Raw genomic sequence first — 26,665 nt, 5'->3', positions numbered from 1 at the left:
CGGCTACTTTATCAAAGCCCGTAGTGCCTGACGTGCGTCAGGCTGAACATCATGCGGATGCTGGTAATCAATGTTCTCTATCGCGCGGCTATAGAGTGCGACCAGCCAGTCGTAAACGTACGCGGTGGCCGCATGCACAGGCTGTTCCCCCAGGCGCGTCAATCGAGGCTCCGCGCTGCTGACCACCGGCGTAACGAAGATTGCCTGCCCCTTGCGGATGCGGCTTGCCGGACGTGTAGCCACGGGCGTCTGGTCATAACCCAGCCAGCCAATGAAATTGCCCATCACGGCATGCAGCTGTGCCGCGCTGCTTTTATCCGCTTCGACAATGCGCTGAAGCTGTTGTGGCAGATTAAGCCGGTAGCTGGTGACCACCAGCACATCCGCGATTTGCTGTAATACCGAAGGCTCCAGCCCGAGGCGCGCGGCCGTGGCCTCATTGCGGCTCCACTGACGCAGATGATTTATCCAGACTCTGTGCGCCAGACGCGCTTTGTCTTTTGTCTGGAACAGGCCGCTGCTTTCCTGGGTATTCTCGGCAAACAGGTCAATAGTGTCCGTAAACAGCCCGTTCACCTGCTCCTCGCGCGGCTGCTGAACGGCGAGCAGCGTTTCAAAGGCTTTCAGCGGCGGCAGCAGGCCTTCAAGCAGTTCGCCGTGGCGGGCGGCGCTGTTTTGCAGCGTGCGCACCATGCTTTCGGCCTGAGCGCGTCTTGTCCCCGGCTCTTCAACCAGCGGTGCCAGATAACTTTGCATCAGCGATGAGAGCTCCTGTCGCAGCAAGCCTTTCAGCATGCCGAGACGCTTCTGTCGCTGGGCGGGTAACGTGGCCTGAGACAGCCATTCGATGACGCGCTGCATGCTGTGACTGTCCAGCGCCTGCAGCGTGCCCCAGCGTAAACCCGGCTTTCCGAGCAGATGCTGTACGGCTTCATCGAGATTCTGTCGGGTGGTAAAGCGGGCGTCGTGTGGCGTAATCGCCCATACCAGCCCCGGCAGGGCAGATTCTTCAGCAGGCTGCGTCTCCTTGACCCAGTTCATCAGCACTTTTGCTTTTTTGGCCGTCTGCTCGTGCTGCGCCGTCGCATTACAAATCACCAGCACATCCGGCTGAAGCTGTTGACGGTAATGCTCGAGCAGCCACTGGGACTTCGCCTGGCGTAGCGGGTCGGCACGGTTATCTTCAAAAACAGGAATATCAATAATATCGACGTTATCCAGCGCGCCGTTCTCAACCGGCAGCACCAGCTCGCGGGTCAGGAAGGCCAGCACGTCGACGGGGATGCTGATGGCGTTAAGCATTTCACCGCTATTTAGCGGATGAAGCAGCGTCTCCTGCGCGTCCTGAAGATCTAACGTGCCGTCGTGCGTCAGGAACCCTTCACCCGGCAGGCCAAAGCTGTCCACCAGCAGGCTAAGCGGGGCAGCAAGCTCGCCGGCATGGCTGGTCTGGTGCAGCACATGGGCCAGTTTTAACCACTGCTGGGTCAACTCCTGCTGCTCGCCCCACAGCAGCGACCAGACGCTGGCTCGCGTGCTGAGATCGAGAGAAGGCACCAGCCGGGCGAACTCATGCCACAGGGCATCATCAATTTGCTGCTTAGCGGCGGGTACGGTGCTTTGCCAGAAGCGGGCTATCGCACCCACTTCCTGAGCCGTGATGCCGGGCACGCCCTGCGGCTGGCGCAGCCCGCGCCATTTCTCCAGACGTGTCTCAATGACCGCCTTATCCACCGCGCGCATCTGCGGATGCAGCGTCGTGCGGGCAATAAACAGCTGTACCAGCTCGGCCTCGGTGACCAGGCTCAGACGCAGCGGGAACGCCTCATCCGCCACCTCCGGGCTTTCCGGCGTGAAGCGGACGGCCATGTTGGTCAGGGCATGTCCCGGATTGATATGCGAAAAATAGTCAAAGGTGCGCTGGCCCGGCGTCACGTTCAGGCGTCCATTACCGCTGCCGCACAGGGATAACAGCAGATGGGCTTTCGCGCTCTGTGAATGACCGTAAAGCCCAATGCTGCTCTGGCGGGTCATGGCGCGTTCAATGGCCTGCTCCCGCGCCTGCGCCGCGTTGATGCGAGCAAGCAGGGCGTCAGCATCGTTATCCAGCACAGGGGCGTTCAGGCGCGTCTCATTAATCCACCCGATTAAGGCCTGAGTGGTTGTCGTCGTCGCTGTCATTTCAGGTATACGCTCCCGCTGTCGATCCAGTAGTGGCTACCGCTGTGTCGGCGATCGGCCAAGGTATTCAGTTTGAAGGTTAATGCGTCAGGCGCAACCGGCGTGCCGTCCTGCAGCCAGGCATCGCTCAGCTCGAAGGCCTCAGGGCCTTCCTGCTTGCTGCCGCCGCAGAGCTTCAGCCGCACGTTCAGCACGCCGTCACCGGCAATGGCTTTCGCCAGTTCAGCCGAGTTGATGCTGAGCGTGTAGAGCGGCGTGGCGGGCCAGCGCGCGTTCGCCAGCTGGCGGAAGCCGAGGGTGACGTTACCGCGCAGCGGGAAGTGCAGACGCGCGTCGAGCTTCGCGCCCGGCTTATCGAGGTCGATATCCTGATACCAGACGTTTTCTTCGCGCAGGGTATTGACGGTGTTATCCAGCACGCCGAGATACCGCACGGTGGAATACGCGCCAATGTCCGCGGCTTTAAAGTTGAAGCGCGGCAGACGCAGGTCGAGCGCCAGGCTGCAGAGCATGGCTCCCACGGCGGCCGTCGATTTCGGGTTGCCAATGCGCCCCTGCTGGCTGAACGGATACCACTCGTGCACCTGGTATTTATCCAGCCAGACGATGCGGTTGACCGGCACCGGCTGCAGATGGCGAATCAGCGCCTGAACGCCCGGCAGGCAGCCGGGGCGTCCGGTGATCAGCAGAATATCGCAGCTGTAATGGGATATCGCCTCGCACACCGCGTGAAGCGGCGAGGCCAGCGTAAACTGCCCGGCCAGCATCGCATCCTGCATTTCGCGGAAATTCACGTGCAGCGGCACCGCGAACAGGTCAAACGCGTCTGAACCCGCAGGCAGGGCATGGTCGATCGCCTGCTGCAGATAATTCATGACGTTGCGGGTCGGTTTCTGCGGCAGGAGATCGCCAAAGGTGGCATGCAGACCGGCCAACGGATCGTCAACGTCGCTCGATTCCCACGCGGCAAGAATAGCGTGGCCAATCGGCATAAACAGCTGAAGCGCCGTCTGCTGGCGGAGTACGGCCTGGGTGTCTATGCGCCCGGAGTCACCGAAGAGTGACGCCATCAGCAGCGAGGCGTCCGCGATACCGGATTTTTGCAGCTGCGTTTGCAGGGCAGGCAACACGTAGCGCTGAATCACGTCCAGAAGCGTATCGTCGCCCGCGACCTTAAAGCCTTCACGGAACAGCAGCTGCGGGGTGATTTTGACGTTATTGCCGGAACCGTCATCCAGCTGATAATGGGTAATCGCCATATCCGTTGTGCCGCCGCCGATGTCGATGGACGCGACGCGCAGCGCGCGGCCTGGCTGGCTACCCGGCTCAGGCTCACGGTCCGGGCGGGCCAGGGAGGCGAAGAAGGCTTCGGTCTGACCGCCAAAGCGGGAGATCGCTTCGTTATACAGCCAGACCAGCTGACCGCAGCTGGCTTCATCCCACTCCATCTGGATTTCAGGAACCGGCACCACGCTTTTATCCTGCTGTTTGCGGGTGACAAAATCCTCATCCTGCGGGTGCCAGCCCATCGCTTTCCAGACGATGGCGATGGCTTCAAACATGCGGCGACGGAAAATCTCGCGCTCCTGCTTTGGCATGGCCGAGGGCAGGGTCAGGATCAGGGTGCGCAGCTGGCGCGGCGATGCCGGGAAGCCCAGACGCAGGCGCGTGGCGACGCTGTTGATCTGCCCCAGCGCCTGCGCCAGCAGCTCGCACAGCATGTGCGTCATCAGCGTACTGCGGCTGTACTGCGGCGAGAAGACCGGCAGCCGCTCGTCCTGCGGCAGCGTGAAGAGCGGTTCGCCGTCATCGTTCATCAGGTTCATCAGCGGAAACGCGGTGGCAAGCGGCTCACGCTGGGTTTTGCTGTTCATCTGGCTAAAGCGCCAGTCCTGCACGACCGGCGTTTCATCCCACAGGTAGCGACGCGGGCTGGAGATGCCGCTGTTGCCTTCGGTCCCCAGACGCTGCATCGCCAGCTTGCGGGCTTCATCGCCCACGCGAACAATCGACGGCCAGACAAAGGCATCTTCGCGACCGCTCTCAACCGAGAAGTGCTGCTTGCCAAAACGCGCTTCCGAAAACTCAAGACGGCTGGTGAACAGCGGCGCATTCAGGAACTGCGGCTCGCTTAATGAGCGTACCTGCAGCTCGGCGGTCTGGCGCAGGCCATCGTTCGCATCGCCGTGGTCTTCGATAATGACGCCGCAGGTGTGGGTATTGCCCACGTCGAGGATCAGGTCGACCGGAATGGCAGGCGTGCTGAGCGTATGGGTAACAAATTTCACTTCCGGCACGGTGAGCTGTTCACCGAGCATGGTCAGCAGGTTAAGCCAGTGGGCCTGATATTCAAACCCGCGCATCGCCTGCTGGAGATCGCGTTCTGAGCGGTTTTCAACGCCGTCGGCATACTGGGTAAAGGCCTCGCGCAGCCAGCCGTCAATCCAGGTCTGGTCGAGGAAACTTTCAACTTCGTTGTCTCGCCAGGCCAGCGCGAATCGGGTCCCGTTCAGAATATCGTTTTCAACCGGGGACAGGGCGGACGTGGCGTGTTCTGCAATCTGGCTGTCAAGGGCGAGCGTGACGCGGTGCGTATTGCCTGCCGTATCGGGTGTATCCAGCCTGCGCACCTGAACGCGGGCCCAGTTATCCGGCCCCTCAACGAAGGTTCGCGGCGGGTTGAAGCGCAGGAACGGAACCGGAAGCCAGACGCCGTCCAGCACCGCCAGGGACTGATGCAGCGGGATGGTGGTTTCCGGCTTAACCACTTCAGGCTGCCCGCCGTTCGTTCCCGGCACGGTATAGCGCCCGTTAACCAGGTCGAAATCGAGCCGCAGAAGCGGGCCGTTCGCGGTTTTACGTACGAAGCGCCCGTTGCTGGCGGTGTCCTGCGGCGTCAGACCGAAATCAAGGAACTGCACGCCGCTGTTGGCAATAAGCGTGACGCTTTGTTTATAGTCGCAAAGATTAACCAGCATAGGATCAGGCACCTGCTTTCTTGAACGTCAGGGGAACGACGGTATTGGCATCATAACGGGCGCGACATTCTGCGATATCGCTGGCGCCTGCTTTACAGGCAACCTCCGGCATCGGGTAGCGGGAGCCGTCGGTGCAGCGGGCAGTACCGCGACTTTTAATCATCAGCTCGCCGTTGCTGTGCAGGCCGGAGAAGACCTCCGCGCGGCAGACAACGTTGTCGCCATGGACAACCCGGGCGAAGCCCTTATTGTTCTGGATCTGATAGCGCATTGACGGCGGCTTGCCGGTAACCGGATCTTTCACGTCGAGAACCGCACGCCAGGTGCCGTTCAGGAAACGCGTCGATCCCGCTTTCACCTGATTCGCTTCCATCACCATGGCATCTTTCGGGATGGCGACAATCACCACCGGGGCAGGCTGTGGCGCAGGCGCAGGCTCTTTTTCTTTGCTTGCCAGGACCTCTGCCTGATGCAGCGGTAATTTCATGGCCAGCGGCTCAACCGCTTTGATCGGCTTTGGCGCAATCTCAACGGGCTGAGGTGCGGGCACAGGGGCGGGCTCAGCGGAAGGCGACTGTTTTGGCCACAGCAGCGGTGCGGCAATGGCGGCAACGATTACTGCGGCAACCGGCAGCGTCCACAGGGGAACGCGGCGCTTTTTCGCGACGATCGGCACAGCCGGTTCCTGAACGGGTTGCGCAACGGCCGGGGCCGGCTCTGGCTCATACAGATCTTCCGGCGTGATGCGCACCACCGTGGAAGGGGCGATCAGCGGCTCGTCGGCGTGTTCAAAGGCTACAACCGGTTCTGGCTCAGGCTCGGGTTCAGGATCTTCAATCACAACGGGGGCGGGCTCAGGGACCAGCGATTCACGCAGGCAGTCGAGAACATCGTCGCGCGCATTTTCGTTGAGGTTTACAAACCCCCAGAAGCTGATGACCGGCTTTCCGTCCACCAGGAAGAGGAAGTTTTCACCCGGGAACTGAAACGCCTTCGACAGCAGAGAACCAAAAAGCTGCTGCGCGGTTTTGGGCGACAGGAGGCATTTCTTGCTTAACGACTCAACGCTGGCTAGCGTGTTTTCCAGGTAGCGCAGGGCGCGATAACGGTCATCTTCATCGGCCGCTTTCCAGCTGGTTACGCTCCCTTCAACGGGGGAATACCAGTCCACGCGGTCACCGCTGTCGTTGACCTGCGGAATAGCCAGACAGTCGACGATGGCCTGTTGTTTGCGCAACCGGAGCGCTTCCCGGATTTGTAACGCTGATTCAAAAACGGCTTGTCCGCCGCCGCCCACGGCCTGAAAGTCATCCAGGTTACCGCTGCGTAAAAGAGTTTTTGCCACGATTTGATCCCATATACTTCTTCACACCGTTACTTTAACGAAACGAGGAAGCAACCAAACGGGGGAAGAGACGCTAAAAGGACCGATTTCTTGCGGCATAGAAAGTGACGGTTGTGCTTGACGAATAATGGCCCTTAAGGCAAATCACCTTTTCGGGCGCTGGCTGTTAAAACAGCAAAAAACGCGGCTTTAGAATAACCTGATAGTGTTTCGTTATTTGCCAGGTCATATCGCCTGTGCTGTTATTACTGTCTTATATAATAAAACTGTCAGGGTTATAACCATGTCTACAGGGAAAACACTGCTCGCCCTTGCGCTGAGCGCGCTGTTACCAGCCGGTGCCGCATGGGCGGCAAACAACGACACCCTTATTTACTGTTCTGAAGCGTCCCCCGAGTCCTTCAACCCGCAAATCGCCAGCTCTGGCCCGTCTTTTGTGGCCAGCTCTCAGGTACTGTACAATCGCCTGATCAACTTTGACCCGGTGAAAAACACCCCGGTCCCGTCGCTGGCGGAGTCCTGGACGATTTCGCCGGACGGCAAGACCTATACCTTTGCCCTGCGCAAAGGGGTGAAGTTCAACAGCAATAAATACTTCAAACCGACGCGCGACTTTAACGCCGATGACGTTATTTTCTCGGTTCTGCGTCAGAAAGACCCTAAACACCCGTATCACAACGTGTCACAGGGCAACTACGAATACTTTAACGACGTCGGGCTCGATAAGCTGATTCAGGACGTGAAAAAGGTCGACGACTATCACGTTCAGTTCACCCTCAGCGAGCCTAACGCCGCGTTTCTTGCCGACTGGGGGATGGATTTCGCCTCGATTCTTTCCGCCGAATACGCCGACGCGATGCTGAAAAAAGGCACGCCTGAAAACGTGGACACCTGGCCGATTGGTACCGGGCCTTATGTCCTGCAGCAGTACAAGGTGGATTCGCTGATTCGCTACGTTGCTAACCCGAACTACTGGGAAGGCGAGGTGCCGACGAAGCATCTCATCTTCTCCATCACGCCGAACGTGGAAACCCGTCTGGCGAAGCTGCAGACCAACGAGTGCCAGATTATTCCTGCACCGTCCCCGGTTCAGTTTGACGCCATCAAGAACAACAAAGACCTGACGCTGCACTCGGTCGATGCGCTGAACGTCGGCTATCTGGCGTTTAACACCGAGAAAAAACCGTTTGATAACGTGCTGGTGCGTCAGGCGCTTAACTACGCGACCGACAAGAAGGCTATCGTCAATGCGGTCTTTATGGGTTCCGGTACGGTGGCAAAATCGCCGATCCCGCCAAATATGCTGGGCTTTAATAAAGACCTGAAGGACTACAGCTACGATCCTGAAAAAGCGAAAGCGCTGCTGAAGCAGGCGGGGCTGGAGAAGGGGGCGGAAGTCACGCTGTGGTCAATGCCGGTTCAGCGTCCGTACAACCCGAACTCGCGTCGTATCGCGGAGATGATCCAGAGCGACTGGGCGAAAGTCGGCGTGAAGGCCAAAATTGTCTCTTACGAGTGGGGCGAATATCTCTCCGGGATGCGTAAAGGCGAACATGACTCCGCGCTGTTTGGCTGGATGTCCGATAACGGCGACCCTGACAACTTTGCCGACGTGCTGCTGGGCTGCAACAGCATTAAAACCGGATCAAACGCCGCGCGCTGGTGCGATAAGGGTTATGATGATCTGGTGCAAAAAGCGAAGCTGACCAGCAGCCCGGCCGAGCGTGCGAAACTCTACGGTCAGGCGCAGGAGATTTTCTACCAGCAGGCGCCGTGGATCGCACTGGCAAACGGGAAAACGTTCTATGCGACCCGCAGCAACGTCACCGGATACAGCGTGAGCCTGATGGGCAGCGATTTCTCTAAGGCGAAGCTGAACTAAGCGTTTTATTGCCCGGTAAGGCGTAGCCGCCACCGGGCACATAACAAGGAGTGACAATGTCACATTTAAATGAAGTTACCGCCCGTGTCGATGCCGCCATCGAAGAGAGCGTGATTACCCACATGAATGAACTGCTGATCGAATTAAGCGATGACGCAGAGCTCAGCCGTGAAGAACGCTACACCCAGCAGCAGCGTCTGCGTACCGCGATTTCGCACCACGGTAAGCAGCATAAAGAGGAGTTGGACGCGCGTGAGGAACAGCTGACCAAAGGCGGCACCATACTGTAACGTTCAAAACTGGCGTCGCGCCACCAGCCAGGCCCCGACGACCAGCATCACCGCGCCGCATACCGGGCCAATCAGGGCGCGCAGCGGAATGCCGTTGCTTCTCAGCACGTCCATCACCAGCCCGCCAATCAGCTGGCTTGCTACCAGCACGGCGATAGTCGTCGCCGCGCCAACGTTCTGATATCCGCTGATGCTGGCAAACACGAAAAATGACCCCAGCAGCCCCGGGATAAGCGTCCACCAGCGCACCGTTGCGGCCAGCTCGCTGAATCCGGCTGCGCCCTGTTTCAGCAGCAGAATGCTGACAAACAGCACAATGCCGACCAGGGAGTTCAGCAGCATCGCGATAAGGATCGTGGAGGAGGACTGGGTGATGCGCACCATTAAGGTATTTTGCACCACCAGACCTATTCCCGCCGCCACCAGAAACGCCAGGGTCAGGGATTGATTCATGGGATGGCGTCCGGATCGCTGCGCTCGTCCAGCTGCAGCTGCATAAAGGTCAAGTCCAGCCAGCGGCCAAACTTGGTTCCCACCTGCGGCATCTGCCCCGTGGTGACAAAACCAAGCGTTTCGTGGAGATGAATCGAGGCATGGTTTTGCGCTTCAATACCGGCCACCATCACGTGTTTGCCGATGGCGCGGGCCTCGTTAATCAGCGCGATCATCAGCGTGCGGCCAATGCCTTTTCCCTGATGGTCCGGGTGGACGTAGACCGAATGCTCAACCGTATGACGGAAACCGTCGAAGGCGCGCCAGTCGCCGAAAGAGGCGTAACCGGTGATAACGCCGTCTTCCTCACTCACCAGAACCGGGTAACCCGCGAGCGTGCGCGCCTCAAACCAGGCGATTCGGTTATCGGTATCGACGGTTTTATCGTTCCAGATCGCGGCAGTATGCAGCACCGCGTGGTTGTAGATTTCGCCTATCGCAGCGCAGTCTTCCTTGCAGGCATGACGAACGATCATGATTAACCCTCTGTGTGTTGTTTACTATAGTATTACGTTATTCCTACGATATTACACAATCGTATCGCCCGATCGCTACGGCATAAGCCATATTTTTTTGTTATCAAAAGCCCATTGAAATGCCGTTCATACACTATAGTATGACGTCATGAACACCATAACAGACACAATGAATCAACGGATTAGCGCAAGAATTCGCCTTGAACGCGAGTCTCGCGGATGGTCCCTGAGCGAGCTTGCTGACCGGGCCGGGGTCTCGCGCGCGATGATCCATAAGATAGAACGCGGAGACAGCAGCCCGACAGCCACCTTGCTGGCCCGTCTGTCCGGCGCGTTTGGCATCAGCATGTCCACGCTCATTGCCCGGGCCGAAATGCAGGAGGGCAAGCTGCTGCGCCTTGCAAACCAGCCCGTCTGGCGCGACCCACAGACGCACTACCTCCGCCGCCATGTTTCTCCCCGCACCGATCTGCCCATCGACCTTGTTCAGGTTGAACTGCCCGCGGGCAGCGATGTTCCGATGCCTGCATCTTCTTACGCGCTGGCACGTCAGCTTATCTGGCTCCAGTCCGGCGAGCTGGTGTTTCAGGAGGGCGATACGCGCCACGAAATGCACGCCGGAGACTGCCTCGAGCTGGGGCCGCCAAATGACTGCCGGTTCATCAACGAAACGAATGAAACCTGCATCTATCTGGTCGTACGGCTTAACCAGTCTGCCTCGTAATGCTAATGCGATAACGCCGATCGTGAGCCAGGCTGTAATGACATTTGTACCAGAAGGAGATCCCGATGAATCAACCTGTTTCGCAAAATCGCCGCTGGGTACTGGCCTCTCGTCCACAGGGTGCGCCGGTCGCGGAAAATTTTCGTCTCGAAACGCAGCCTGTTGCCGCCCCTGCTGAGGGACAGCTTTTGCTGCGCACCGTCTGGCTGTCGCTGGACCCGTACATGCGGGGGCGCATGAGCGATGCGCCATCCTATTCCCCTCCGGTTGAGATTGGCGCGGTAATGGTGGGGGGAACGGTCAGCCGCGTTGAGCAGTCGAATCATCCCGATTTCAAACCGGGTGAGTGGGTGCTGGGCTACAGCGGCTGGCAGGAATATGAACTCTCAGACGGCAGCGGCCTGGTGAAGCTGGGCGAAAATCCGTCTCATCCTTCCTGGTCACTGGGTATTCTGGGCATGCCGGGCTTTACCGCCTATATGGGATTGCTGGATATCGGGCAGCCAAAAGCGGGCGAAACGCTGGTGGTCGCCGCGGCGACAGGCCCGGTTGGCGCGACCGTCGGGCAGATCGGTAAAATCAAAGGTTGCCGGGTGGTCGGGGTCGCCGGTGGGGCTGAAAAATGCCGCCATGCCGTTGAGGTCCTCGGGTTTGATCTGTGTCTGGATCACCACGCGGCCGACTTTGCCGAACAGCTGAAACGCGCCTGCCCGAACGGGATTGACGTCTATTATGAAAACGTCGGCGGGAAAGTATTTGACGCCGTGCTGCCGTTACTGAATACCTCCGCGCGCGTGCCGGTGTGCGGCCTGGTGAGCGGCTACAATGCGACGGGCCTGCCCGAGGGGCCGGATCGCCTGCCGCTCCTGATGGCGACCATCCTGAAGAAACGCATTCGTATGCAGGGCTTTATCATCGGCCAGGATTACGGTCACCGCATTAAAGAGTTCCAGGAAGCAATGGGACGCTGGGTGCAGGAGGGCAAAATCCACTATCGTGAACAGATAACGGACGGGCTGGAGAACGCGCCCGAGGCGCTGATTGGCCTGCTCGAAGGGCGTAACTTCGGCAAAGTCGTGATTCGCGTCGCGGGTGACAATAAATAAACAGCACTATGGCGGGGTTTCCCGCCATATTTATTTGTGAAGATACGATATATTGTCTTTAATTAATGGACATGGCATTTCGCGCCCGCATCCCGGATGGGCCCGGAACCAATAAAAAAAACAAACTTTGCTTTTTTGATGTTTTTACGTACTTCCCACCACCAGGCATGACGATACAGGATATATCGGACCAGCGTCGTTTTATTAAAAATGGCGTTTAAAAATAGCATTAAGTTTTAGCTACAGGAATTGAACATGCTTGATTTGGACCACTTAGAAAAAGCCCAAAGGGTCAGTCTTACCATGCAAGTTGAACACAGTTTGAAAGGAGCGTTAATTACAGGCTCACTCAAACCTGGGGCACGACTGATTACGAAAGAGATTGCCGATAAATTAGGAACCAGTATTACCCCTGTTCGCGAGGCGCTTTTGCGCCTGGTGTCATCAGGGGCGTTACACGCCACGCCGGCGCAGGCATTTCTGGTTCCGGAGGTCACGCTGGAGCGCTATAACGAGATTAACGCCATTCGCAAGCAGCTTGAGCCGATGGCGGTCGCCGCAGCCTGTCAGAATATGTCTGATAGCAAACTGGAGGCGTTGCGCAAATTGTCGGATGCCTTTCATGAGGCCATGCGCAACGGGAACGTCCAGCAGGCATTGCATGCGAATCGCGTCTTCCGGTTTACGCTTTATCAGTATGCGGAAATGCCTACGCTTAATGCATTAATTGAGCAGCTGTGGGTACGCATCGGGCCCTGTATGAACTATCTGCATCAGGAGCTTAACGACATCAAAGCCTCGACATATCACTATGACGAACTGCTTTCCGCCCTGGAGCGAAGAGATGTTGTTGCCTGTCAGAAGGCGATTGATAAGGTGATTGATGAAGCGAATTTGCTTTTACAGCGACAATATTTTAACTAAGAGATTATTTAGCAGAGCGACTATATTTCGCCCCTAATTATTTATCTGGTGAATAACTCCTGATGGTTTATTGCCATCAGGAGCGTTATTTCATTAATTAAATAAACTTTTCTTATCGCTTACTCGAAGCGATAAGAGACCGACAGCCCGACCCCGTAGTTACGGCCTGGTGCAGGCTCGTAATAACGACCGTTAGACTCGTTGACAATAACCGAGCCCGCGTACTCTTTATCGAACAGGTTATCGACGCGGCCAAAGACGTCCATGCCCCAGCTGCCGTAGTTGAATTTGTACCCGGTGTTCAGCCCGACCACCGTATACGATGGCGCTTTCGCCGTATTCTCGTCGTCGGCCATGATGTCGCTCATGTAGCGCACGTCTGAACCCGCGTACCAGCCTTCCTCCGGCTGCCAGCCAAACGAGGCGTAACCCATGTTGCGTGCAATGCCCGGCATCCGGTTACCGTTACAGTCTGCATCGCTGCAGACGTTAGTCCGGTAGGTGGCATCCAGGTAAGTCCATGCCATCTTCAGCTTCCAGTTCTCGGCAAACTGCTGGTCGAGGGAGACTTCCACCCCCTGACGACGGGTTTTACCGGCATTTTTATAGCTGGTACGCCCGCCAGAGCTGGCATCCACCACGATCTCATCATCCGTATCGGTGCGGAACAGCGCCGCGGTCAGCAGGCCATTGCCGATGCGGGTTTTGCTGCCCACTTCATACGTGTTGTTGGTGGACGGCTGCAGGCCGATGTTCAGGCCGCCCTGGTTATCGGCACGATAGGAGAGCTCGTTGATGGTTGGCGTTTCGAATCCACGCCCTGCGGCAGCGTAGAGGTTCCATGCGTCCGTTACCGCATACTTCACGGAACCGGCCGGGAGCCACTTGTGATAGCTCGCGTCACCGCTGTCATCGCCGTTGCCCGGCGTAACGTAATGGTCGTTGGAATCAAACCACACCGAGCTGTAGCGCACCCCCGCATCCACCGACAGTTTCTGCGTCAGCTGCCAGCTGGTTTGCAGGTAAGGGTCAACGTTCCACATCAGGTTACGTTCGTTTCGACGCTTGTCACCCTTCACGCCGTAATCCGGCACGCCGTTGTTCATCACGAAGTTTTCGTATCCGCGGCGATCTTCGCTCAGGTTTTCGTAGTTCAGACCGGTGGTAAAGGTCACCGGCACCAGCAGCTCGCCACGGTGCGTCCAGCGGGTATCCACGCCCTGATAGTGTCGCTGCATATCGATCACGCCGCCGGAGTGGGAGGCTTTCAGCTGCGGCTGATACGGAATCGACTGGTACTGCGTCATTTCACGCTCGCCGGCGTACATCATCACGCTGAGATCGTCCTGGGTGCTGAGCTGACGATCGTAGCGCAGACCGGCCTGGGTCTGCTTGATGGTCTTGCGGGTGTTGTACTGATCGCCGCGCGGAGACTGACGCGGATTGTTCTGCCACTCCTGATAGCTCAGCCCGCCCGGATCGTTGGCCTTCATGTCCACGCTGTTGAAAATCAGCGTCAGCTTGCTGACGTCGTCAATGCGCACGCCCAGTTTGGCGTTAGCGAGGTTTTTCCGCGCGCCGCTGTGGTCGCGGTAGCCTTTGGTGGTGAAGCGGGTGGTGGAAACGGTGTAATCCACATCGCCCGCGTGGGTGCCGTCACCCATCGCGCCGGTGGCTTTCATGCCGTAGCGCCAGGTACCGTAGCTGCCGTAATAGCTGCTGGCTTCAATGGTCGGCGGCTGCTGCCCGGTCTGGGTGTTGATGTTAATCACGCCGCCGGAGGCGTTGCCGTACAGGGCAGAGAAGGGGCCGCGCAGCACTTCAACGCTCTCCACGCTGGAGAGATCGATGTTAGAGGTCTGGCCCTGTCCGTCCGGCATGGTGGCAGGGATACCGTCGACATACATACGGATACCGCGCACGCCAAACGTTGAGCGGGCACCAAACCCACGCATTGAAAGCTGGAGATCCTGGGCATAGTTCTGGCGGTTCTGAATTTGCAGTCCCGGGACGCTTCCAAGAGATTCAGACAGGTTGATGCGCGGCGCGGCGTGGCGCATGTCATCGCCATTGACGACGCTGACCGCGGCCGGGGTATCCAGTTCCGATACGGTTTGCGGCGAGGCGCTGACGATCATGGTCTGTTCCTCCGCGCTCATTGCGGTTAGCGGCGCGAAAATAACGGGAACCAGCAGCAGCGGGAGAGAAGCCTTACGGGCAGAAATGATTTTCATGAATAAAACCGGTTGTGGTGTATAAACGAACCAAATGGAACATGTCCATACATGTTAAAGGTTTTGTAAATGTTTTGAAAACTATAACCGCACATTGCGTTAATGAAAGGCGAAGCGCGAAAGAAAAACTCCACATTCAGTTCATTAATGATTACTATTCTCATTATCAAAAGGCAATGCCATGACGTTGCCTGCCGGAAGTGATGTCAGCCCAACCCCTCTTTTCAGAAAAGGAATTGTTATGTCTTTACGTCATCTGTGCTCGCCGCGTCTGAGCCTGTCACTGCTGTCTGCCACTTTACTGCTTGCCGGGACGTTCCAGGTGCATGCCGCCGAAGAGGTGCTGCGTAAAGCGGTGGGCAAAGGGGCGTATGAAATGGCGGTCAGCCAGCAGGAGAATGCGCTGTGGGTGGCGACCTCGCAAAGCCGCAAAACCGATAAGGGCGGGGTTATCTATCGCCTTGACCCGGTCACGCTGGACGTGACGCAGGCGATTCATAGCGATCTCAAACCCTTTGGCGCCACGCTCGACGGCGCGACGCAAACCCTGTGGTTTGGCAACACCATCAACGGCGCGGTGACGGCCATCGATGCGAAAACGGGCGACGTGAAAGGGCGTCTGGTGCTTGATAAACGCCAGCGCAGTGAAACCGTGAAACCGCTGCAGCCGCGCCAGCTGGTGGCGGATGACGCGAGTAACACGATTTACATCACCGGCGTCGGCAAAGAGAGCGTGATTTGGGTAGTGGATGGCGCAACGCTGAAGCTGAAAGAGACCATTGCCAATACCGGTACGTACAGCACCGGTCTGGCGCTGGATGCGCAGGCAAAACGTCTGTACACCACGAATGCGGACGGCGAGCTGGTAACCATTGATACGGCCACCAATAAAATCCTGAGCCGCAAAAAGGTGCAGGATGACGGTAAAGAGCACTTCTACCTGAACCTCAGCCTCGATACCGCCGGCCAGCGCGCGTTCCTGACCGATTCAAAACAGCCGGAAGTGCTGGTGGTGAACCTGAAAGACGGCAGCGTGATCGAGAAAATCGCCGCGCCGGAGTCACTGGCGGTCCTGTTTAACCCGGCCCGCAATGAAGCCTATGTGACGCATCGTGAAGCCGGTAAGGTGAGCGTGATTGACGCGAAAACGTATAAGGTCACAAAAACCTTCGACACGCCGGTCTACCCGAACAGCCTGGCGCTCTCTGCGGATGGCAAAACCCTGTACGTGACGGTGAAACAAAAATCGACTCGCCAGCAGGAAGCCACCCAGCCTGACGACGTCATTCGTATCGCGCTGTAAATAAAAAAGGGAAGGCATTTGCCTTCCCTTTTTGATGCTTACGGACGCTTAACGCGAGGTTTCTTCCACCAGCGGTGCGTCGTGTTTTTCATCGTCGTGATGAACCGGCGCGGTGCTGTGAATTTCGTGAACGCGCTTACGCACGCCGAACCAGCCGGCAATCAGCAGTACCGCCAGCAGCGGAATGGTCGCGATGGTGTAAGTACCGTTCGGGTAGTCAAACGCCATCAGCACCAGCACGCTGAACAGGAACAGCAGGGTGAGCCAGGAGGTCACCGGTGCGCCCGGCATCTTGAAGCTCACATCAGCCGCTTTGCCTTCTTTGATCGCTTTGCGCAGACGCATCTGGCAGACCACAATAAAGGCCCAGGATGCGATAATCCCCAGTGCAGCGACGTTCAGAACGATCTCAAATACGCGGGACGGCACCAGATAGTTCAGGAACACGCCAAAGACGTAAACCACCAGCGTTGCCAGAATCCCCGCATAGGGAACCTGCTGCTTGCTCATCTTTGACATGAACTTCGGCGCAGAACCGCCCATCGACATGGAGCGCAGGATACGACCGGTAGAGTAAAGACCGGAGTTCAGGCTGGAGAGCGCCGCCGTCAGGACCACGATGTTCATGATGCTGCCAACGTAAGGCACGCCGAGCTTAGAGAAGAAGGTCACAAACGGACTCTGACCTGCCTGATAGGCAGTCCACGGGAGCAGCAGAACCAGCAGCACCACGGAACCGACGTAGAACAGACCGATACGCCAGATCACGCTGTTAATGGCTTTTGGCACCATGGTCTGCGGATCTTTACATTCACCTGCTGCGGTACCCACCAGTTCGATGGAAGCGAAGGCGAACACCACGCCCTGAACCAGGACCAGCGCAGGCAGCAGACCGTGCGGGAAGAATCCGCCGTTATCGGTTATCAGGTGGAAGCCGGTGGCATTGCCGTCCAGCGGTTTACCGCTGCCGAGGAAGACGGTACCCACGACCAGGAACACCACGATGGCCAGCACTTTTACCAGCGCAAACCAGAACTCCATCTCCGCGAACCACTTCACGCCGATCATGTTCATGGTGCCGACAATCGCCAGCGCGCCAAGCGCAAAGACCCACTGCGGCACATCGCCAAACGCGCCCCAGTAGTGCATATACAGCGCAACGGCGGTGATATCGACAATACCGGTCATCGCCCAGTTGACGAAGTACATCCAGCCCGCAACGTAGGCCGCTTTTTCACCGAGGAATTCACGGGCGTAAGAGACGAAGCTTCCGCTGGAAGGGCGATGCAGTACCAGTTCGCCCAGCGCACGAAGAATGAAGAAAGAGAAGATCCCGCACACCAGATAGACCAGGGCGAGAGCCGGGCCAGCCATTTGCAGACGCGCACCCGCACCTAAAAACAGACCCGTTCCGATAGCGCCGCCGATGGCGATCATTTGAACCTGACGGTTGCCCATCGCTTTGTGGTAGCCCTCTTCGTGGGAGTTCAACCAGCGACGTTTAGCAGCATGATGATCGGCTGCGCTTTTATTGCTTGTTTTCATTGAGTTACCTGTTTGCCTGTCTGAACCATTATCGTGATAGTCCTGCCTGGCAGAGCGCAATACAAACGATTGCTTCTGCGCAAACACATGTCGCCTTCCCAGTCATTCTGCGTATGGATAAGGCGAAACATGGCGAGGCATCCTACCTGCAATTCATAAGCGACGCAAAATATAACCGTGCCGAAAGTGATGCACGTCGAAGGAAATCGTGTGGTCAGAGCAGACGGCGATCACAACACGCTGAATCGTGATGACTTTTTAGACAAAACATTTGGCGGGTTGATTATTTAATCATCAGATTTTCTTAATTATTACCAGGTGGTCAAGATTTTGACTGCTGGAGAGCATCTAACAGTAACCTGAAAGCGGTAGTGTGCTGGCGACGGCTCGGATAATAAAGGTGATACCCCTCGAAAGTAGGGCACCACGATTCAAGGACCCTGACGAGCCGTCCGTGATTAAGCGCCCCCAGAACCGACGCCTCCGGCACGTAGGCTAATCCGAGGCCATTCTCAGCGGCGTCGATGCGCTGCGACAGGCTGCTCAGCGTAAGCTGCCCATCAACCCGAACGCGAAGCTCGCGCCCGTCGCGTTCAAATTCCCAGTGATACAGTCCGCCGCGCGTGGGCAGGCGCATGTTGATGCAGCGGTGTTCAGCAAGCTGCTCCAGCGTCTGCGGCACGCCAAAGCGAGCCAGATAATCCCTGGAACCGACCACGGCCATGCGCATATCCGGCGCTATCCGTACCGCAATCATATCTTTTGCCACCTGTTCACCCAGGCGTACTCCCGCGTCGAAACGGCCATCCACGATATCCGTCAGGCCGTTATCTACCGTCACTTCGACGTTAATCTCAGGATACTGCACCATAAACGCCTTCAGTACCGGCCAGAGCACGGCGTCCATCGCATGCTCGCCGGCGACGATGCGAACAGAACCTGCGGGTTTGTTGCGTGCGCTGCGAAGCGTCGTGAGCTCCTGCTCAATCTCCATCAAATGCGGGCTTAAGCGCGTAAAGAGCTGCTCACCCGCCTGGGTGGGAACAACGCTGCGGGTTGTGCGGGTTAAAAGGCGAACGTCGAGCCGCGCTTCAAGCTTGCGCATGGCATGACTCAGCGCCGATTGCGAGACGCCCAGCTGCGCCGCCGCGCGCGTAAAGCTGCGCTCGCGGGCGACTACCATAAAAGAGAGCAGGTCGTTGAAATTATTTTTTAGCATCGCGATTGCCTCTATTTATGAATTTCAATCATATTTCCTATCTGATTATGCACACTAATGCTCCGGATTGCTTTGCGCTACTGTTAACGCAACAGTAAACGAGGAGCATAAGATGAAAATTATCCGCAGCGGATCATTACCTTCAGCAAAAGGACCGGAAGCCTGGTTCACCGGCACCGTCCGTATTGACGCACCATTTCAGGCGAGCGAACCTGCCAGCGTCGGCGGGGCAACCGTGACCTTTGAGCCGGGCGCGCGCACCGCGTGGCATACGCATCCCCTTGGGCAAACGCTGATTGTGACGCAGGGTCGCGGCTGGTTACAGGAGTGGGGCAAAGCGGCGGAAATATTGAATCAGGGCGATATCGCCTGGATCCCACCCGGCGTAAAGCACTGGCACGGCGCAAGCGCGCAAACGGCGATGACGCATATTGCCATCGCCGAATCCGTTAACGGCAGCCCGGTTGCATGGCTGGAAAAAGTCACCGACGAGCAGTATCCGAACGGCTAACCGCCAAAAACGGCAATCGCTTGCTGCAGGCGCGTGGTGCGCTGCGTCAGGTGATTCGCCGCGTGAGTGACGTTATCCACCATCCCCGTATTGTTGTGGGTCATTGCGCCGATACGGGAGATGGATGCGTTGATGAGCGTCAGCGCCTGGGTTTGCTCCTGAGTGGCGTGGCCGATCTCCTTAATCAGGGAGGAGACCCGCATCACGTTGTCGATCATAACCGTCAGCTGCGTTTCGGTTTGTTCTACCTTCTCTACGCCTGCGTTGACGCTGGCGACGTTTTTCTCAATCAGCGCTTTGATCTCTTTCGCCGCCGTCGCGGAGTGCTGCGCAAGGTTGCGCACCTCGGCCGCCACCACGGCAAATCCGCGCCCGGCTTCACCTGCGCGCGCCGCTTCCACGGCCGCATTCAGCGCAAGAATATTGGTCTGGAAGGCGATACGATCGATAACGCTGATAATATCGACGATCTGGCTGTTATCCTGCGACACGGATTGCATCATACCGATGGTCTCTTTCATCATCGCTTCACCGCGGTGGGCGCTGTCGCGGGTGCGATCCGCCATCTCAGTGGCTTCTTTCGCTGTTTCTGCCGTCTGCTCCACCGCGCTGGCGATCTCTTCCACCGCGGACGCGGTTTGCTGCAGAAAGTCTGCGGTCTCTTCTGAACGCGTCTGCAGCGCCGCACCTTCTTTCGCGACCTGCTGGCTGATGGTGCCAATCCCGCTGATTTGCGCCCCGACATCGTCAACCAGCGAATTCAGATTCAAACCTGATTGATTCACCAGGCGCATCATCAGCCCGATGTCGTCGATCCTGTCAAAATGGTAATAGTCCGTTTTACGTCCTGAAACCACGCGCTGCATCTGTTGCACAATAGATTTTACCGGACGGGCGATCTGCGCATGAAGATAATAGGTCAGGGCAATAAACAGCAGCGCCAGACTTCCCGACTGCACAAGTTTATCAGGGAATAAATACACCGCCAGGCAGGAGAGTAACGCCGTCGTCGCAATACCCAGATGGATACGTTTACTGGTGCTGAGACATTTAAAGAGCGACATAAACGAAAATAAACCGCGCCGAACCAGTAACCCTTTATAAAAGCGGTAATGTTTTAATTCGTTATTACGCACTTTTGCATACAGTTTTTCACTGGCCGCAATCTCTTCCCGTGCGGGTATATTTCGCACGGAAATATACCCCGTCAGGGATCCACCCTGCCAGACAGGCGTTACGTTTGCCCGCACCCAGTAGTGGTCGCCATTATGACGACGGTTCTTCACCAGCCCCGTCCAGGTCTCACCCTGCTGCAGGGTATACCACATGTCGCCAAACGCTTCGGCAGGCATGTCGGGATGGCGGATGAGGTTATGCGGCTCACCCAGAAGATGTTCTTCTTTATATCCGCTGGCTTCAATAAAAGCGGAATTAGCATAGGTAATGTGGCTTTTGGTATCGGTGGTCGACATTAACGTCGAACCATCGTTAAGTAAATACTCGTTTTGTGTAACGGGACTGTTACGCCTCATGAGTAACTCCATGATGATGTGCAAGAATAAAAAATGCCCGGAAAATGCTCCGGCAAGATTAATGTGTTTATTTTTATATAACGCTCTGCTGCATATTCTCTCTGAAATTATGACTGCCTTAAATACCCATTGTTCATTATTTTTAATCTGCTAATGTTCTCGAGTGTAATAAAAATGAAAATATTTTCAGGGGCATATTCTGGAGTCGCTGCAAATAAATGACATAACCCAAACTGAAAGAGGGAGATCGTCTCTCTGGAAAAATTGCCATGCTGAAATAGCGTTTCGTTAACAGGATGAAAACGCTATCATTTGGTCAGTTTTCGATAACACAGTGAGGCTGAGGTGAAAATTAACGTCATCGGGACCAGCGGGAGCGGAAAAAGCACGCTGGCGAAGCAGATTGCGACCGAACTGGCTATTCCCTATATCGAGATGGACAGACTCTACTGGCGACCTGACTGGCAGGGAACGCCGGACGATGTGTTTCAGGAAAAGCTGGAGCAGGCGCTACAGGCTTCGCCAGACTGGGTGCTTGACGGCAACTATAACCGCACGCGGCCGGTGAAATGGCGTAATGTCGACGTTGTGGTGTGGGTGGATTATGGCTTTGCCCGCACCCTCTGGCAGGCGGTCACCAGGGCAGTCAAACGCGCCTGGCATAAGCGCGAGCTCTGGCCCGGCACCGGGAACAAAGAGAGTTTCCGGCGCGCGTTCTTCAGCAGAGAGTCCATTCTCATCTGGACGATGAAAACCTGGCGTAACAACCGCACGCGTTATGAAGCCGATCTGCAAAACCCGCAGTATGGGCATATTCGCTTCGTCCGCATTACCCGGCGCGGGCAGGGGAAAACGCTGATTGCCGACTTAAAGTCTTATTCTTAGCATGGTTTTATATATCTGATTTCCGGCAAACTAAATGTAAATTAATTGTTTCTCAGTGGTGAAATGCGCCTTTAATAATGTCGACATGTTAAGTCAAACGAGAACGCAACATGTCATGGCGAATCAGCATTCTGGATAAAAGCCCCATCGCTGAAAACGAAACGGCTGCCGATGCGCTGGCGCGGACCCTGGCGCTGGCGCAGCAGGCAGAAAATCTGGGCTATCACCGCTTCTGGATTGCCGAACACCACAATACTCCCCACCTTGCCAGCCCTTCGCCGGAGCTGCTGATTGCCTGGATCCTCGGGCAAACCACGCGCATCCGCGTCGGATCCGGCGGCGTGATGCTTCAGCACTACAGCCCTTATAAAGTCGCCGAGAATTTCAACGTGCTGGCCGCGCTGGCGCCCGGCCGCGTGGATCTCGGCGTCGGAAAAGCCCCCGGCGGGCTGCCGCTCTCAACCCGCGCGCTGCAGCAGGGGCTGAATCAACAGGAAAAGGGCAGCTTCGCCGAACAGCTGGCCCAGCTCGATCGCTGGATCCGTCCTGAGCATCAGTCTCATGAAGAGGCCGTTCGCGCCACGCCGCTGCCGCCGCTGCCTGCCGAGGGTTTCCTGCTGGGCGCGAGTATCGATAGCGCGCTGCTGGCCGCCGGGCTCGGCTGGCACTTTGTCTTTGCCGCGCATCTGAACGGTGACCCTGAGCTGCTGCGCGAGGTGGTCTCGACCTGGCGTAAGAACAGCGCGCGGGACGTGATTGTGGCGGTACAGGCGATTGTCGCGCCGACGCAGGCAGAGGCGGAAGCCCTGGCGCAGAAGGTCGAAGTGTGGGGCGTTGAGCTGGCAAACGGCCAGCGTGTCACCGTGGCCAGCGAAGAGCAGGCCTACGCCTTTGCGCGTCAGGCGGGCAGCGAGCCGGTGCGCATTGCACGTCGGGCGCAGTCGCTGCTGGCGGGTACGGCTGAGTCGGTGCTCGAACAGCTTAACGCCCTGCATGAAAAGTGGGGCATTGACGAATTTATCATCGACACGCCGGTAGCGGAGGGGGCAACGCGCGTCGCGTCGCTGCGCCTGCTTGCCGAGGCGCGTCTTAACAAGGAGGTCACCGTATGAGCTTTGGCGAACAGCTGATTGCCTGGCGTCGCGAGCTGCACCAGAACCCGGAGCTCTCCGGCCAGGAAGTGGAAACCACAACGCGCCTGCGCCAGTGGCTGACGAATGCCGGGATTACCCCGCAGCCTTACGACCTGTCGACCGGGCTGGTGGCGGAAATCGGCTCGGGCAACAAACTGATTGCGCTGCGCGCGGATATCGATGCCCTGCCGATTGAAGAGCGCAGCGGCGTGCCGTTTAGCTCCCAGCGTGCAGGCGTAATGCATGCCTGCGGACACGATATCCACACCAGCGTGATCCTCGGCGCCGCGTTAAAGCTGAAAGAACGGGAAGCGTCGCTTAACGGCCGGGTGCGGATCCTGTTTCAGCCTGCCGAAGAGAACTTTGGCGGTGCGAAGAGCATGGTGCGGGCCGGTGCCCTGCGCGACGTCAGCGCCATCTTCGGCATGCATAACGAGCCCGGCCTGCCGGTCGGTGAGTTCGCTACCCGCGGTGGGCCGTTTTATGCCAACGTCGATCGCTTTGTGATCCGCATTACCGGTAAGGGCGCGCACGCCGCACGTCCGCACGAAGGTAACGACGCCATCGTGCTGGCGAGCCAGCTGGTAACGGCGCTGCAAAGCGTCGCCAGCCGCAACGTCAATACGCTGGATTCGGTGGTGCTGAGCGTGACGCGCATTGCAGGCGGCAACACCTGGAACGTGCTGCCGGAAAGCGTCGAGCTGGAAGGCACGCTGCGCACCCACCGCACGGAGGTGCAGCAGAACGTGAAAGCCCGCGTGGGCGAGATCGCCGCCGGGTTTGCCAGCGCCTTTAGCGCGCAGATTGACATCACCTGGTATGCCGGGCCCACCGCGCTGGTGAACGACGAGCGCTGGGCCGATTTCGCCACCTCGGTCGCCAGAGAAGCAGGCTACGAAACCCGGCACGCCGAGCTGCATATGGGCGGGGAAGATTTCGCGGTCTATCTGCAGCAGATCCCGGGGGCGTTTGTCAGCATCGGCAGCAACAGCCCGTACGGTTTACACCATCCGGCATTCAATCCGGATGAAGCCCTAATTGAGCCCGCTGCCCGCTATTTTGCACAGCTTGCGGAAAAAGCCCTGCAACACGTTTAATTCTTAAGAGGTGAATATGTCTGCACATCGTCAACTGCGGCTGGGGACCATTTTGCATGGTGCATCCGGAAATATGTCCGCCTGGCGTCACCCTGATGCCGTCGCCGATGCCAGCATCAATTTTGACTTCGTCAAAGCGACGGCGTTAAAGGCGGAGGAGGGCAAACTCGATTTTTTATTCGTTGCCGACGGTCTCTATATCAACGAGAAATCGATCCCGCATTTTTTAAACCGCTTTGAACCGCTGACGGTGTTATCCGCTCTCGCCAGCATCACCTCGCGCCTGGGGCTGGTGGGAACCTTATCCACCTCCTACAGCGAGCCCTTCACCACGGCGCGACAGTTCGCCAGCCTCGACCACCTGAGCAACGGGCGCGCGGGCTGGAACGTGGTGACTTCGCCGCTGGAAGGGTCAGCAAAGAACTTCTCTCGCGAAAAACACCCCGAGCACGCGCTGCGCTATCGCATTGCGGATGAGTATCTCGACGTGGTGAAAGGGCTATGGGATTCCTGGGAAGGCGACGCCTTTGTACGCAATAAGGAGAGCGGTCAGTTTTTTGACCCGGCAAAATTGCATACCCTGGACCACCACGGTGATTTCTTCCAGGTCGCCGGGCCGCTGAATATTGGGCGAACGCCACAGGGGCGGCCAATTGTCTTTCAGGCGGGCGCGTCGGACGACGGGAAAAAGCTGGCGGCGAAACATGCCGACGCCATTTTTACCCATCACGAAACGCTCGACGAAGCGAAAGCCTTTTACCGCGACGTGAAGCAGCAGCTGGAAAGTAACGGACGCCGCGCGTCAGATTTACATATCTTCCAGGGCGTCAGCGTGATTGTGGGTAAAGACGCCGATGACGTGGAAAACCAGTATCAAACCACGGCGGCGCTGGTGTCGATTAACGATGCCCTCAACTACCTCGGACGCTATTTCGAACACCACGATTTCAGCCAGTATCCGCTCGACGAGCCGTTCCCCGATATCGGCGATTTAGGCAAAAACAGCTTCCGCAGCACCACCGATGAAATCAAGCGTAACGCCCGCGAGCGCAGCTTAACCCTGCGTCAGGTAGCGCTTGAAGCCGCTTCGCCGCGCCCGCGCTTTTCCGGTACGCCGGAAGAGGTGGCCGACGGCCTGCAGGCCTGGTTTGAAGGCTATGCCGCAGACGGCTTCATCATTCAGGGCGGCACGCCGGACACCTTCCCGCGCTTTGTTGACCAGGTGGTGCCTGTTTTACAGGCGCGCGGCCTGTTCCGTACCGACTACCCGGGCACCACGCTGCGCGAAAGTCTGGGTTTAGACGAACCTAAAAACCAATACACACAACAATAAAAGAGAACCCCGCTATGCAGAAAACAACGCTTATCCTGGCGCTCGCGCTGGCCTTTACCCCTGCCGTCTGGGCAGAGAATGTGAATATTAACGGCACCGGCGTGAGCATCGAGGCCAATAAAACGCCGGTTAATACCGTCAAAAACAGCGAGGCGGTGGCACAGCTGCCGAAAGACTATCGCTTTGCCGTGCCGGGGAAATTTACCGTGGCGGTGGCGGGCCTCAATCAACCGCCGCTGACGGTGTTTTCCGACGACAACAAAACGCTACTGGGAAGCGAGGTTGACGTCGCCCGTCTGGTCGCTGACAGCCTCGGGCTGGAGCTAAACGTGGTGCCAACCTCCTGGGAAGACTGGCCGCTGGGCGTGGCTTCCGGAAAATATGACGCGGCCATCAGCAACATCACCGTCACCAAAGAGCGTAAAGAGAAGTTTGATTTCGCCACCTACCGCAAAGATTCCCTCGGGTTCTACGTGAAATCAACCAGCCCGATCAAGTCGCTGCAGAAGGCGGAAGACATCGCCGGGCTGCGGATTATCGTCGGCTCCGGCACCAACCAGGAGGCCATCCTGCTGGCCTGGAATGCCGAAAACCTCAAGAAGGGTCTGAAGCCCTTCACCCCGATCTATACCAAAGACGATGCGGCACAAACGCTGGCGCTGCAGTCCGGACGCGCGGATGCTTACTTTGGTCCGAACGTGATTGGCGCCTGGAAAGCGGCGCTGAACGGGAAAACCAAACTGGTGGGTAGCGTCGACGGCGGCTGGCCGAAGGCGGCGCACATTGCGGTTACGCTGAAGAAAGGCAGCGGGCTGGTTGAGCCGGTGCAAACCGCGCTGAACGGCGTGATCAAAAACGGCGACTACGACAAAGTGCTGAACCGCTGGGGGGAAGGCGTTGAGCGTATTCCTCAGTCAGAAGTGAACCCGGCTGGCCTGGGCGATTAAGGAGGCGTGATGAGCGAACGATTTCGTGATGTTTCCCCGGAAGACGCCGAGCTTCAGCCCATTATCGAAGGGCTGTTCGGTGAATATGCCGCCCGCTACGGGGACTACTTCTCCAAAGACGCGGAGGTTGAGCTTACAGAGTGGTATTTAGCGCCGCAGGGGCTGTTTATCGTACTGGAGCGCGACGGGAAGATTATCGCCACTGGCGCGTACAAACCTTTCGACGAACGCACCGCGGAAATCAAACGCATCTGGACGGACAAAACCCTGCGTCAGCAGGGGCTTGCCGGACGCGTGGTGCAGGAGCTTGAGCGCAGGGCGGTGCTGGCAGGATATAGCCAAATCTACCTGACAACCGGTTTTCGCCAGCCGGAAGCGGTCAGGCTCTATCTCAGCCAGGGCTATCAGGCGCAGTTCGATCTGAACCGCGATCCGGAAGAGTACAGCCAGCCGCCGTTTGATGGTCGGCTGCGCTTCACCAAAACGCTGGTACGCGAAGCGTTCAGTAAAACCGCATGAGGAACGACG

General features: G+C 57.5%; 20 protein-coding genes and 1 pseudogene. 12 read left to right on the top strand and 9 right to left on the bottom strand.

The window, feature by feature from the left end:
• Positions 1 to 3 precede the first annotated feature (3 nt).
• Genes SPH27_RS02800 through SPH27_RS02790 form a run of 3 tightly spaced genes read right to left on the bottom strand, consistent with a single transcriptional unit; the run spans position 4 to position 6,504 of the window.
• Entirely contained in the window at positions 4 to 2,181 is a 2,178-nt protein-coding gene (locus tag SPH27_RS02800; RefSeq protein ID WP_182071712.1) for a virulence factor SrfC family protein, read from the bottom strand.
• Positions 2,178 to 5,159, bottom strand: a complete 2,982-nt coding sequence (locus SPH27_RS02795; protein ID WP_048977278.1) for a virulence factor SrfB — start codon at positions 5,157 to 5,159, stop codon at positions 2,178 to 2,180. Before SPH27_RS02795 ends, SPH27_RS02800 begins: the two co-directional genes overlap by 4 nt.
• A 4-nt stretch (positions 5,160 to 5,163) precedes the next feature.
• Entirely contained in the window at positions 5,164 to 6,504 is a 1,341-nt protein-coding gene (locus SPH27_RS02790; RefSeq protein WP_207167501.1) for an SrfA family protein, read from the bottom strand.
• Positions 6,505 to 6,787: 283 nt separating this feature from the next.
• Between SPH27_RS02790 and SPH27_RS02785 the strand changes: the two genes are divergently transcribed.
• On the top strand, positions 6,788 to 8,386 hold the full coding sequence (locus SPH27_RS02785) for an ABC transporter substrate-binding protein (protein ID WP_032656839.1): 1,599 nt from the start codon (positions 6,788 to 6,790) through the stop codon (positions 8,384 to 8,386).
• 56 nt (positions 8,387 to 8,442) lie between these two features.
• On the top strand, positions 8,443 to 8,676 hold the full coding sequence (locus SPH27_RS02780; RefSeq protein WP_047647612.1) for a YdcY family protein: 234 nt from the start codon (positions 8,443 to 8,445) through the stop codon (positions 8,674 to 8,676).
• 3 nt (positions 8,677 to 8,679) lie between these two features.
• On the opposite strand, the gene SPH27_RS02775 is transcribed toward SPH27_RS02780, so the two are convergent.
• Together SPH27_RS02775 and SPH27_RS02770 are read right to left on the bottom strand one after the other, a co-directional pair.
• The gene (locus tag SPH27_RS02775; RefSeq protein WP_033145681.1) at positions 8,680 to 9,129 is read right to left on the bottom strand and encodes a DMT family transporter; all 450 of its coding nucleotides are present in this window, start codon (positions 9,127 to 9,129) and stop codon (positions 8,680 to 8,682) included.
• Positions 9,126 to 9,644, bottom strand: coding sequence for a GNAT family N-acetyltransferase (locus SPH27_RS02770; RefSeq protein ID WP_033145680.1), 519 nt, complete (start codon positions 9,642 to 9,644; stop codon positions 9,126 to 9,128). Before SPH27_RS02770 ends, SPH27_RS02775 begins: the two co-directional genes overlap by 4 nt.
• Before the next feature lie 148 nt (positions 9,645 to 9,792).
• On the opposite strand from SPH27_RS02770, the gene SPH27_RS02765 reads away from it, so the two are divergent.
• The 3 genes from SPH27_RS02765 (at position 9,793) to SPH27_RS02755 (ending at position 12,398) form a co-directional block, all read left to right on the top strand.
• Positions 9,793 to 10,368 (top strand): helix-turn-helix domain-containing protein, encoded by a 576-nt coding sequence (locus tag SPH27_RS02765; RefSeq protein ID WP_023311983.1) that lies wholly within the window; start codon positions 9,793 to 9,795, stop codon positions 10,366 to 10,368.
• A 65-nt stretch (positions 10,369 to 10,433) separates the two neighbouring features.
• Complete coding sequence (locus SPH27_RS02760; protein WP_182071710.1) at positions 10,434 to 11,474, top strand: NADP-dependent oxidoreductase; 1,041 nt, start codon at positions 10,434 to 10,436, stop codon at positions 11,472 to 11,474.
• Between the two features lie 255 nt (positions 11,475 to 11,729).
• Positions 11,730 to 12,398, top strand: a complete 669-nt coding sequence (locus tag SPH27_RS02755; RefSeq protein ID WP_023311981.1) for a GntR family transcriptional regulator — start codon at positions 11,730 to 11,732, stop codon at positions 12,396 to 12,398.
• A 119-nt stretch (positions 12,399 to 12,517) separates the two neighbouring features.
• Here SPH27_RS02755 and pqqU read toward each other — a convergent pair whose 3' ends face one another.
• Positions 12,518 to 14,632: a TonB-dependent receptor PqqU gene (pqqU, locus tag SPH27_RS02750; protein ID WP_182071709.1), complete on the bottom strand. Its 2,115-nt coding sequence runs from the start codon at positions 14,630 to 14,632 to the stop codon at positions 12,518 to 12,520.
• Between the two features lie 241 nt (positions 14,633 to 14,873).
• Here pqqU and SPH27_RS02745 point away from each other — a divergent pair, with 241 nt between their 5' ends.
• A complete protein-coding gene (locus tag SPH27_RS02745) occupies positions 14,874 to 15,935 on the top strand; it encodes a YncE family protein (protein WP_182071708.1) in 1,062 nt (353 codons plus the stop codon).
• 48 nt (positions 15,936 to 15,983) lie between these two features.
• On the opposite strand, the gene ansP is transcribed toward SPH27_RS02745, so the two are convergent.
• Both ansP and SPH27_RS02735 read right to left on the bottom strand, forming a co-directional pair.
• Positions 15,984 to 17,480: an L-asparagine permease gene (gene ansP, locus SPH27_RS02740; RefSeq protein WP_023311978.1), complete on the bottom strand. Its 1,497-nt coding sequence runs from the start codon at positions 17,478 to 17,480 to the stop codon at positions 15,984 to 15,986.
• 322 nt (positions 17,481 to 17,802) lie between these two features.
• Positions 17,803 to 18,699, bottom strand: coding sequence for a LysR family transcriptional regulator (locus SPH27_RS02735; RefSeq protein WP_182071707.1), 897 nt, complete (start codon positions 18,697 to 18,699; stop codon positions 17,803 to 17,805).
• 112 nt (positions 18,700 to 18,811) lie between these two features.
• Here SPH27_RS02735 and SPH27_RS02730 point away from each other — a divergent pair, with 112 nt between their 5' ends.
• Positions 18,812 to 19,210: a cupin domain-containing protein gene (locus SPH27_RS02730; protein ID WP_023311976.1), complete on the top strand. Its 399-nt coding sequence runs from the start codon at positions 18,812 to 18,814 to the stop codon at positions 19,208 to 19,210.
• Here the strand turns inward: SPH27_RS02730 and SPH27_RS02725 are convergent.
• Positions 19,207 to 20,742, bottom strand: a complete 1,536-nt coding sequence (locus SPH27_RS02725; RefSeq protein WP_048979189.1) for a methyl-accepting chemotaxis protein — start codon at positions 20,740 to 20,742, stop codon at positions 19,207 to 19,209. The two genes, SPH27_RS02730 and SPH27_RS02725, sit on opposite strands and share 4 nt — an antisense overlap.
• A 345-nt stretch (positions 20,743 to 21,087) precedes the next feature.
• Here SPH27_RS02725 and SPH27_RS02720 point away from each other — a divergent pair, with 345 nt between their 5' ends.
• The 5 genes and pseudogenes from SPH27_RS02720 to SPH27_RS02700 all read left to right on the top strand — a co-directional run bounded on the left by SPH27_RS02720 (position 21,088) and on the right by SPH27_RS02700 (position 26,656).
• Positions 21,088 to 21,627: an AAA family ATPase gene (locus tag SPH27_RS02720; protein WP_039262987.1), complete on the top strand. Its 540-nt coding sequence runs from the start codon at positions 21,088 to 21,090 to the stop codon at positions 21,625 to 21,627.
• Positions 21,628 to 21,737: 110 nt separating this feature from the next.
• Positions 21,738 to 22,739, top strand: coding sequence for an LLM class flavin-dependent oxidoreductase (locus SPH27_RS02715; protein ID WP_121931699.1), 1,002 nt, complete (start codon positions 21,738 to 21,740; stop codon positions 22,737 to 22,739).
• Entirely contained in the window at positions 22,736 to 23,857 is a 1,122-nt protein-coding gene (locus SPH27_RS02710) for a M20 peptidase aminoacylase family protein (protein ID WP_039262859.1), read from the top strand. The genes SPH27_RS02715 and SPH27_RS02710 overlap by 4 nt, the downstream gene beginning before the upstream one ends.
• A gap of 16 nt (positions 23,858 to 23,873) precedes the next feature.
• Positions 23,874 to 26,137: pseudogene (locus tag SPH27_RS02705) on the top strand (NtaA/DmoA family FMN-dependent monooxygenase).
• A gap of 9 nt (positions 26,138 to 26,146) precedes the next feature.
• Positions 26,147 to 26,656: a GNAT family N-acetyltransferase gene (locus SPH27_RS02700; RefSeq protein WP_032656866.1), complete on the top strand. Its 510-nt coding sequence runs from the start codon at positions 26,147 to 26,149 to the stop codon at positions 26,654 to 26,656.
• The last annotated feature ends 9 nt before the right edge of the window (positions 26,657 to 26,665 follow it).

Origin of the sequence: Enterobacter sp. A103 (assembly GCF_034427535.1) — a bacterium.
Lineage (GTDB): Bacteria > Pseudomonadota > Gammaproteobacteria > Enterobacterales > Enterobacteriaceae > Enterobacter > Enterobacter asburiae_B.
This window is presented reverse-complemented; position numbering and strand designations above follow the sequence as displayed.

Bases quoted from the DNA above. Each gene is read 5' to 3' on its own strand.
- SPH27_RS02800 (WP_182071712.1), bottom strand. From the start codon at position 2,181: ATGACAGCGACGACGACAACCACTCAGGCCTTAATCGGGTGGATTAAT.
- SPH27_RS02795 (WP_048977278.1), bottom strand. From the start codon at position 5,159: ATGCTGGTTAATCTTTGCGACTATAAACAAAGCGTCACGCTTATTGCC.
- SPH27_RS02785 (WP_032656839.1), top strand. From the start codon at position 6,788: ATGTCTACAGGGAAAACACTGCTCGCCCTTGCGCTGAGCGCGCTGTTA.
- SPH27_RS02780 (WP_047647612.1), top strand. From the start codon at position 8,443: ATGTCACATTTAAATGAAGTTACCGCCCGTGTCGATGCCGCCATCGAA.
- SPH27_RS02775 (WP_033145681.1), bottom strand. From the start codon at position 9,129: ATGAATCAATCCCTGACCCTGGCGTTTCTGGTGGCGGCGGGAATAGGT.
- SPH27_RS02770 (WP_033145680.1), bottom strand. From the start codon at position 9,644: ATGATCGTTCGTCATGCCTGCAAGGAAGACTGCGCTGCGATAGGCGAA.
- SPH27_RS02765 (WP_023311983.1), top strand. From the start codon at position 9,793: ATGAACACCATAACAGACACAATGAATCAACGGATTAGCGCAAGAATT.
- SPH27_RS02760 (WP_182071710.1), top strand. From the start codon at position 10,434: ATGAATCAACCTGTTTCGCAAAATCGCCGCTGGGTACTGGCCTCTCGT.
- SPH27_RS02755 (WP_023311981.1), top strand. From the start codon at position 11,730: ATGCTTGATTTGGACCACTTAGAAAAAGCCCAAAGGGTCAGTCTTACC.
- pqqU (WP_182071709.1), bottom strand. From the start codon at position 14,632: ATGAAAATCATTTCTGCCCGTAAGGCTTCTCTCCCGCTGCTGCTGGTT.
- SPH27_RS02745 (WP_182071708.1), top strand. From the start codon at position 14,874: ATGTCTTTACGTCATCTGTGCTCGCCGCGTCTGAGCCTGTCACTGCTG.
- ansP (WP_023311978.1), bottom strand. From the start codon at position 17,480: ATGAAAACAAGCAATAAAAGCGCAGCCGATCATCATGCTGCTAAACGT.
- SPH27_RS02735 (WP_182071707.1), bottom strand. From the start codon at position 18,699: ATGCTAAAAAATAATTTCAACGACCTGCTCTCTTTTATGGTAGTCGCC.
- SPH27_RS02730 (WP_023311976.1), top strand. From the start codon at position 18,812: ATGAAAATTATCCGCAGCGGATCATTACCTTCAGCAAAAGGACCGGAA.
- SPH27_RS02725 (WP_048979189.1), bottom strand. From the start codon at position 20,742: ATGAGGCGTAACAGTCCCGTTACACAAAACGAGTATTTACTTAACGAT.
- SPH27_RS02715 (WP_121931699.1), top strand. From the start codon at position 21,738: ATGTCATGGCGAATCAGCATTCTGGATAAAAGCCCCATCGCTGAAAAC.
- SPH27_RS02710 (WP_039262859.1), top strand. From the start codon at position 22,736: ATGAGCTTTGGCGAACAGCTGATTGCCTGGCGTCGCGAGCTGCACCAG.
- SPH27_RS02700 (WP_032656866.1), top strand. From the start codon at position 26,147: ATGAGCGAACGATTTCGTGATGTTTCCCCGGAAGACGCCGAGCTTCAG.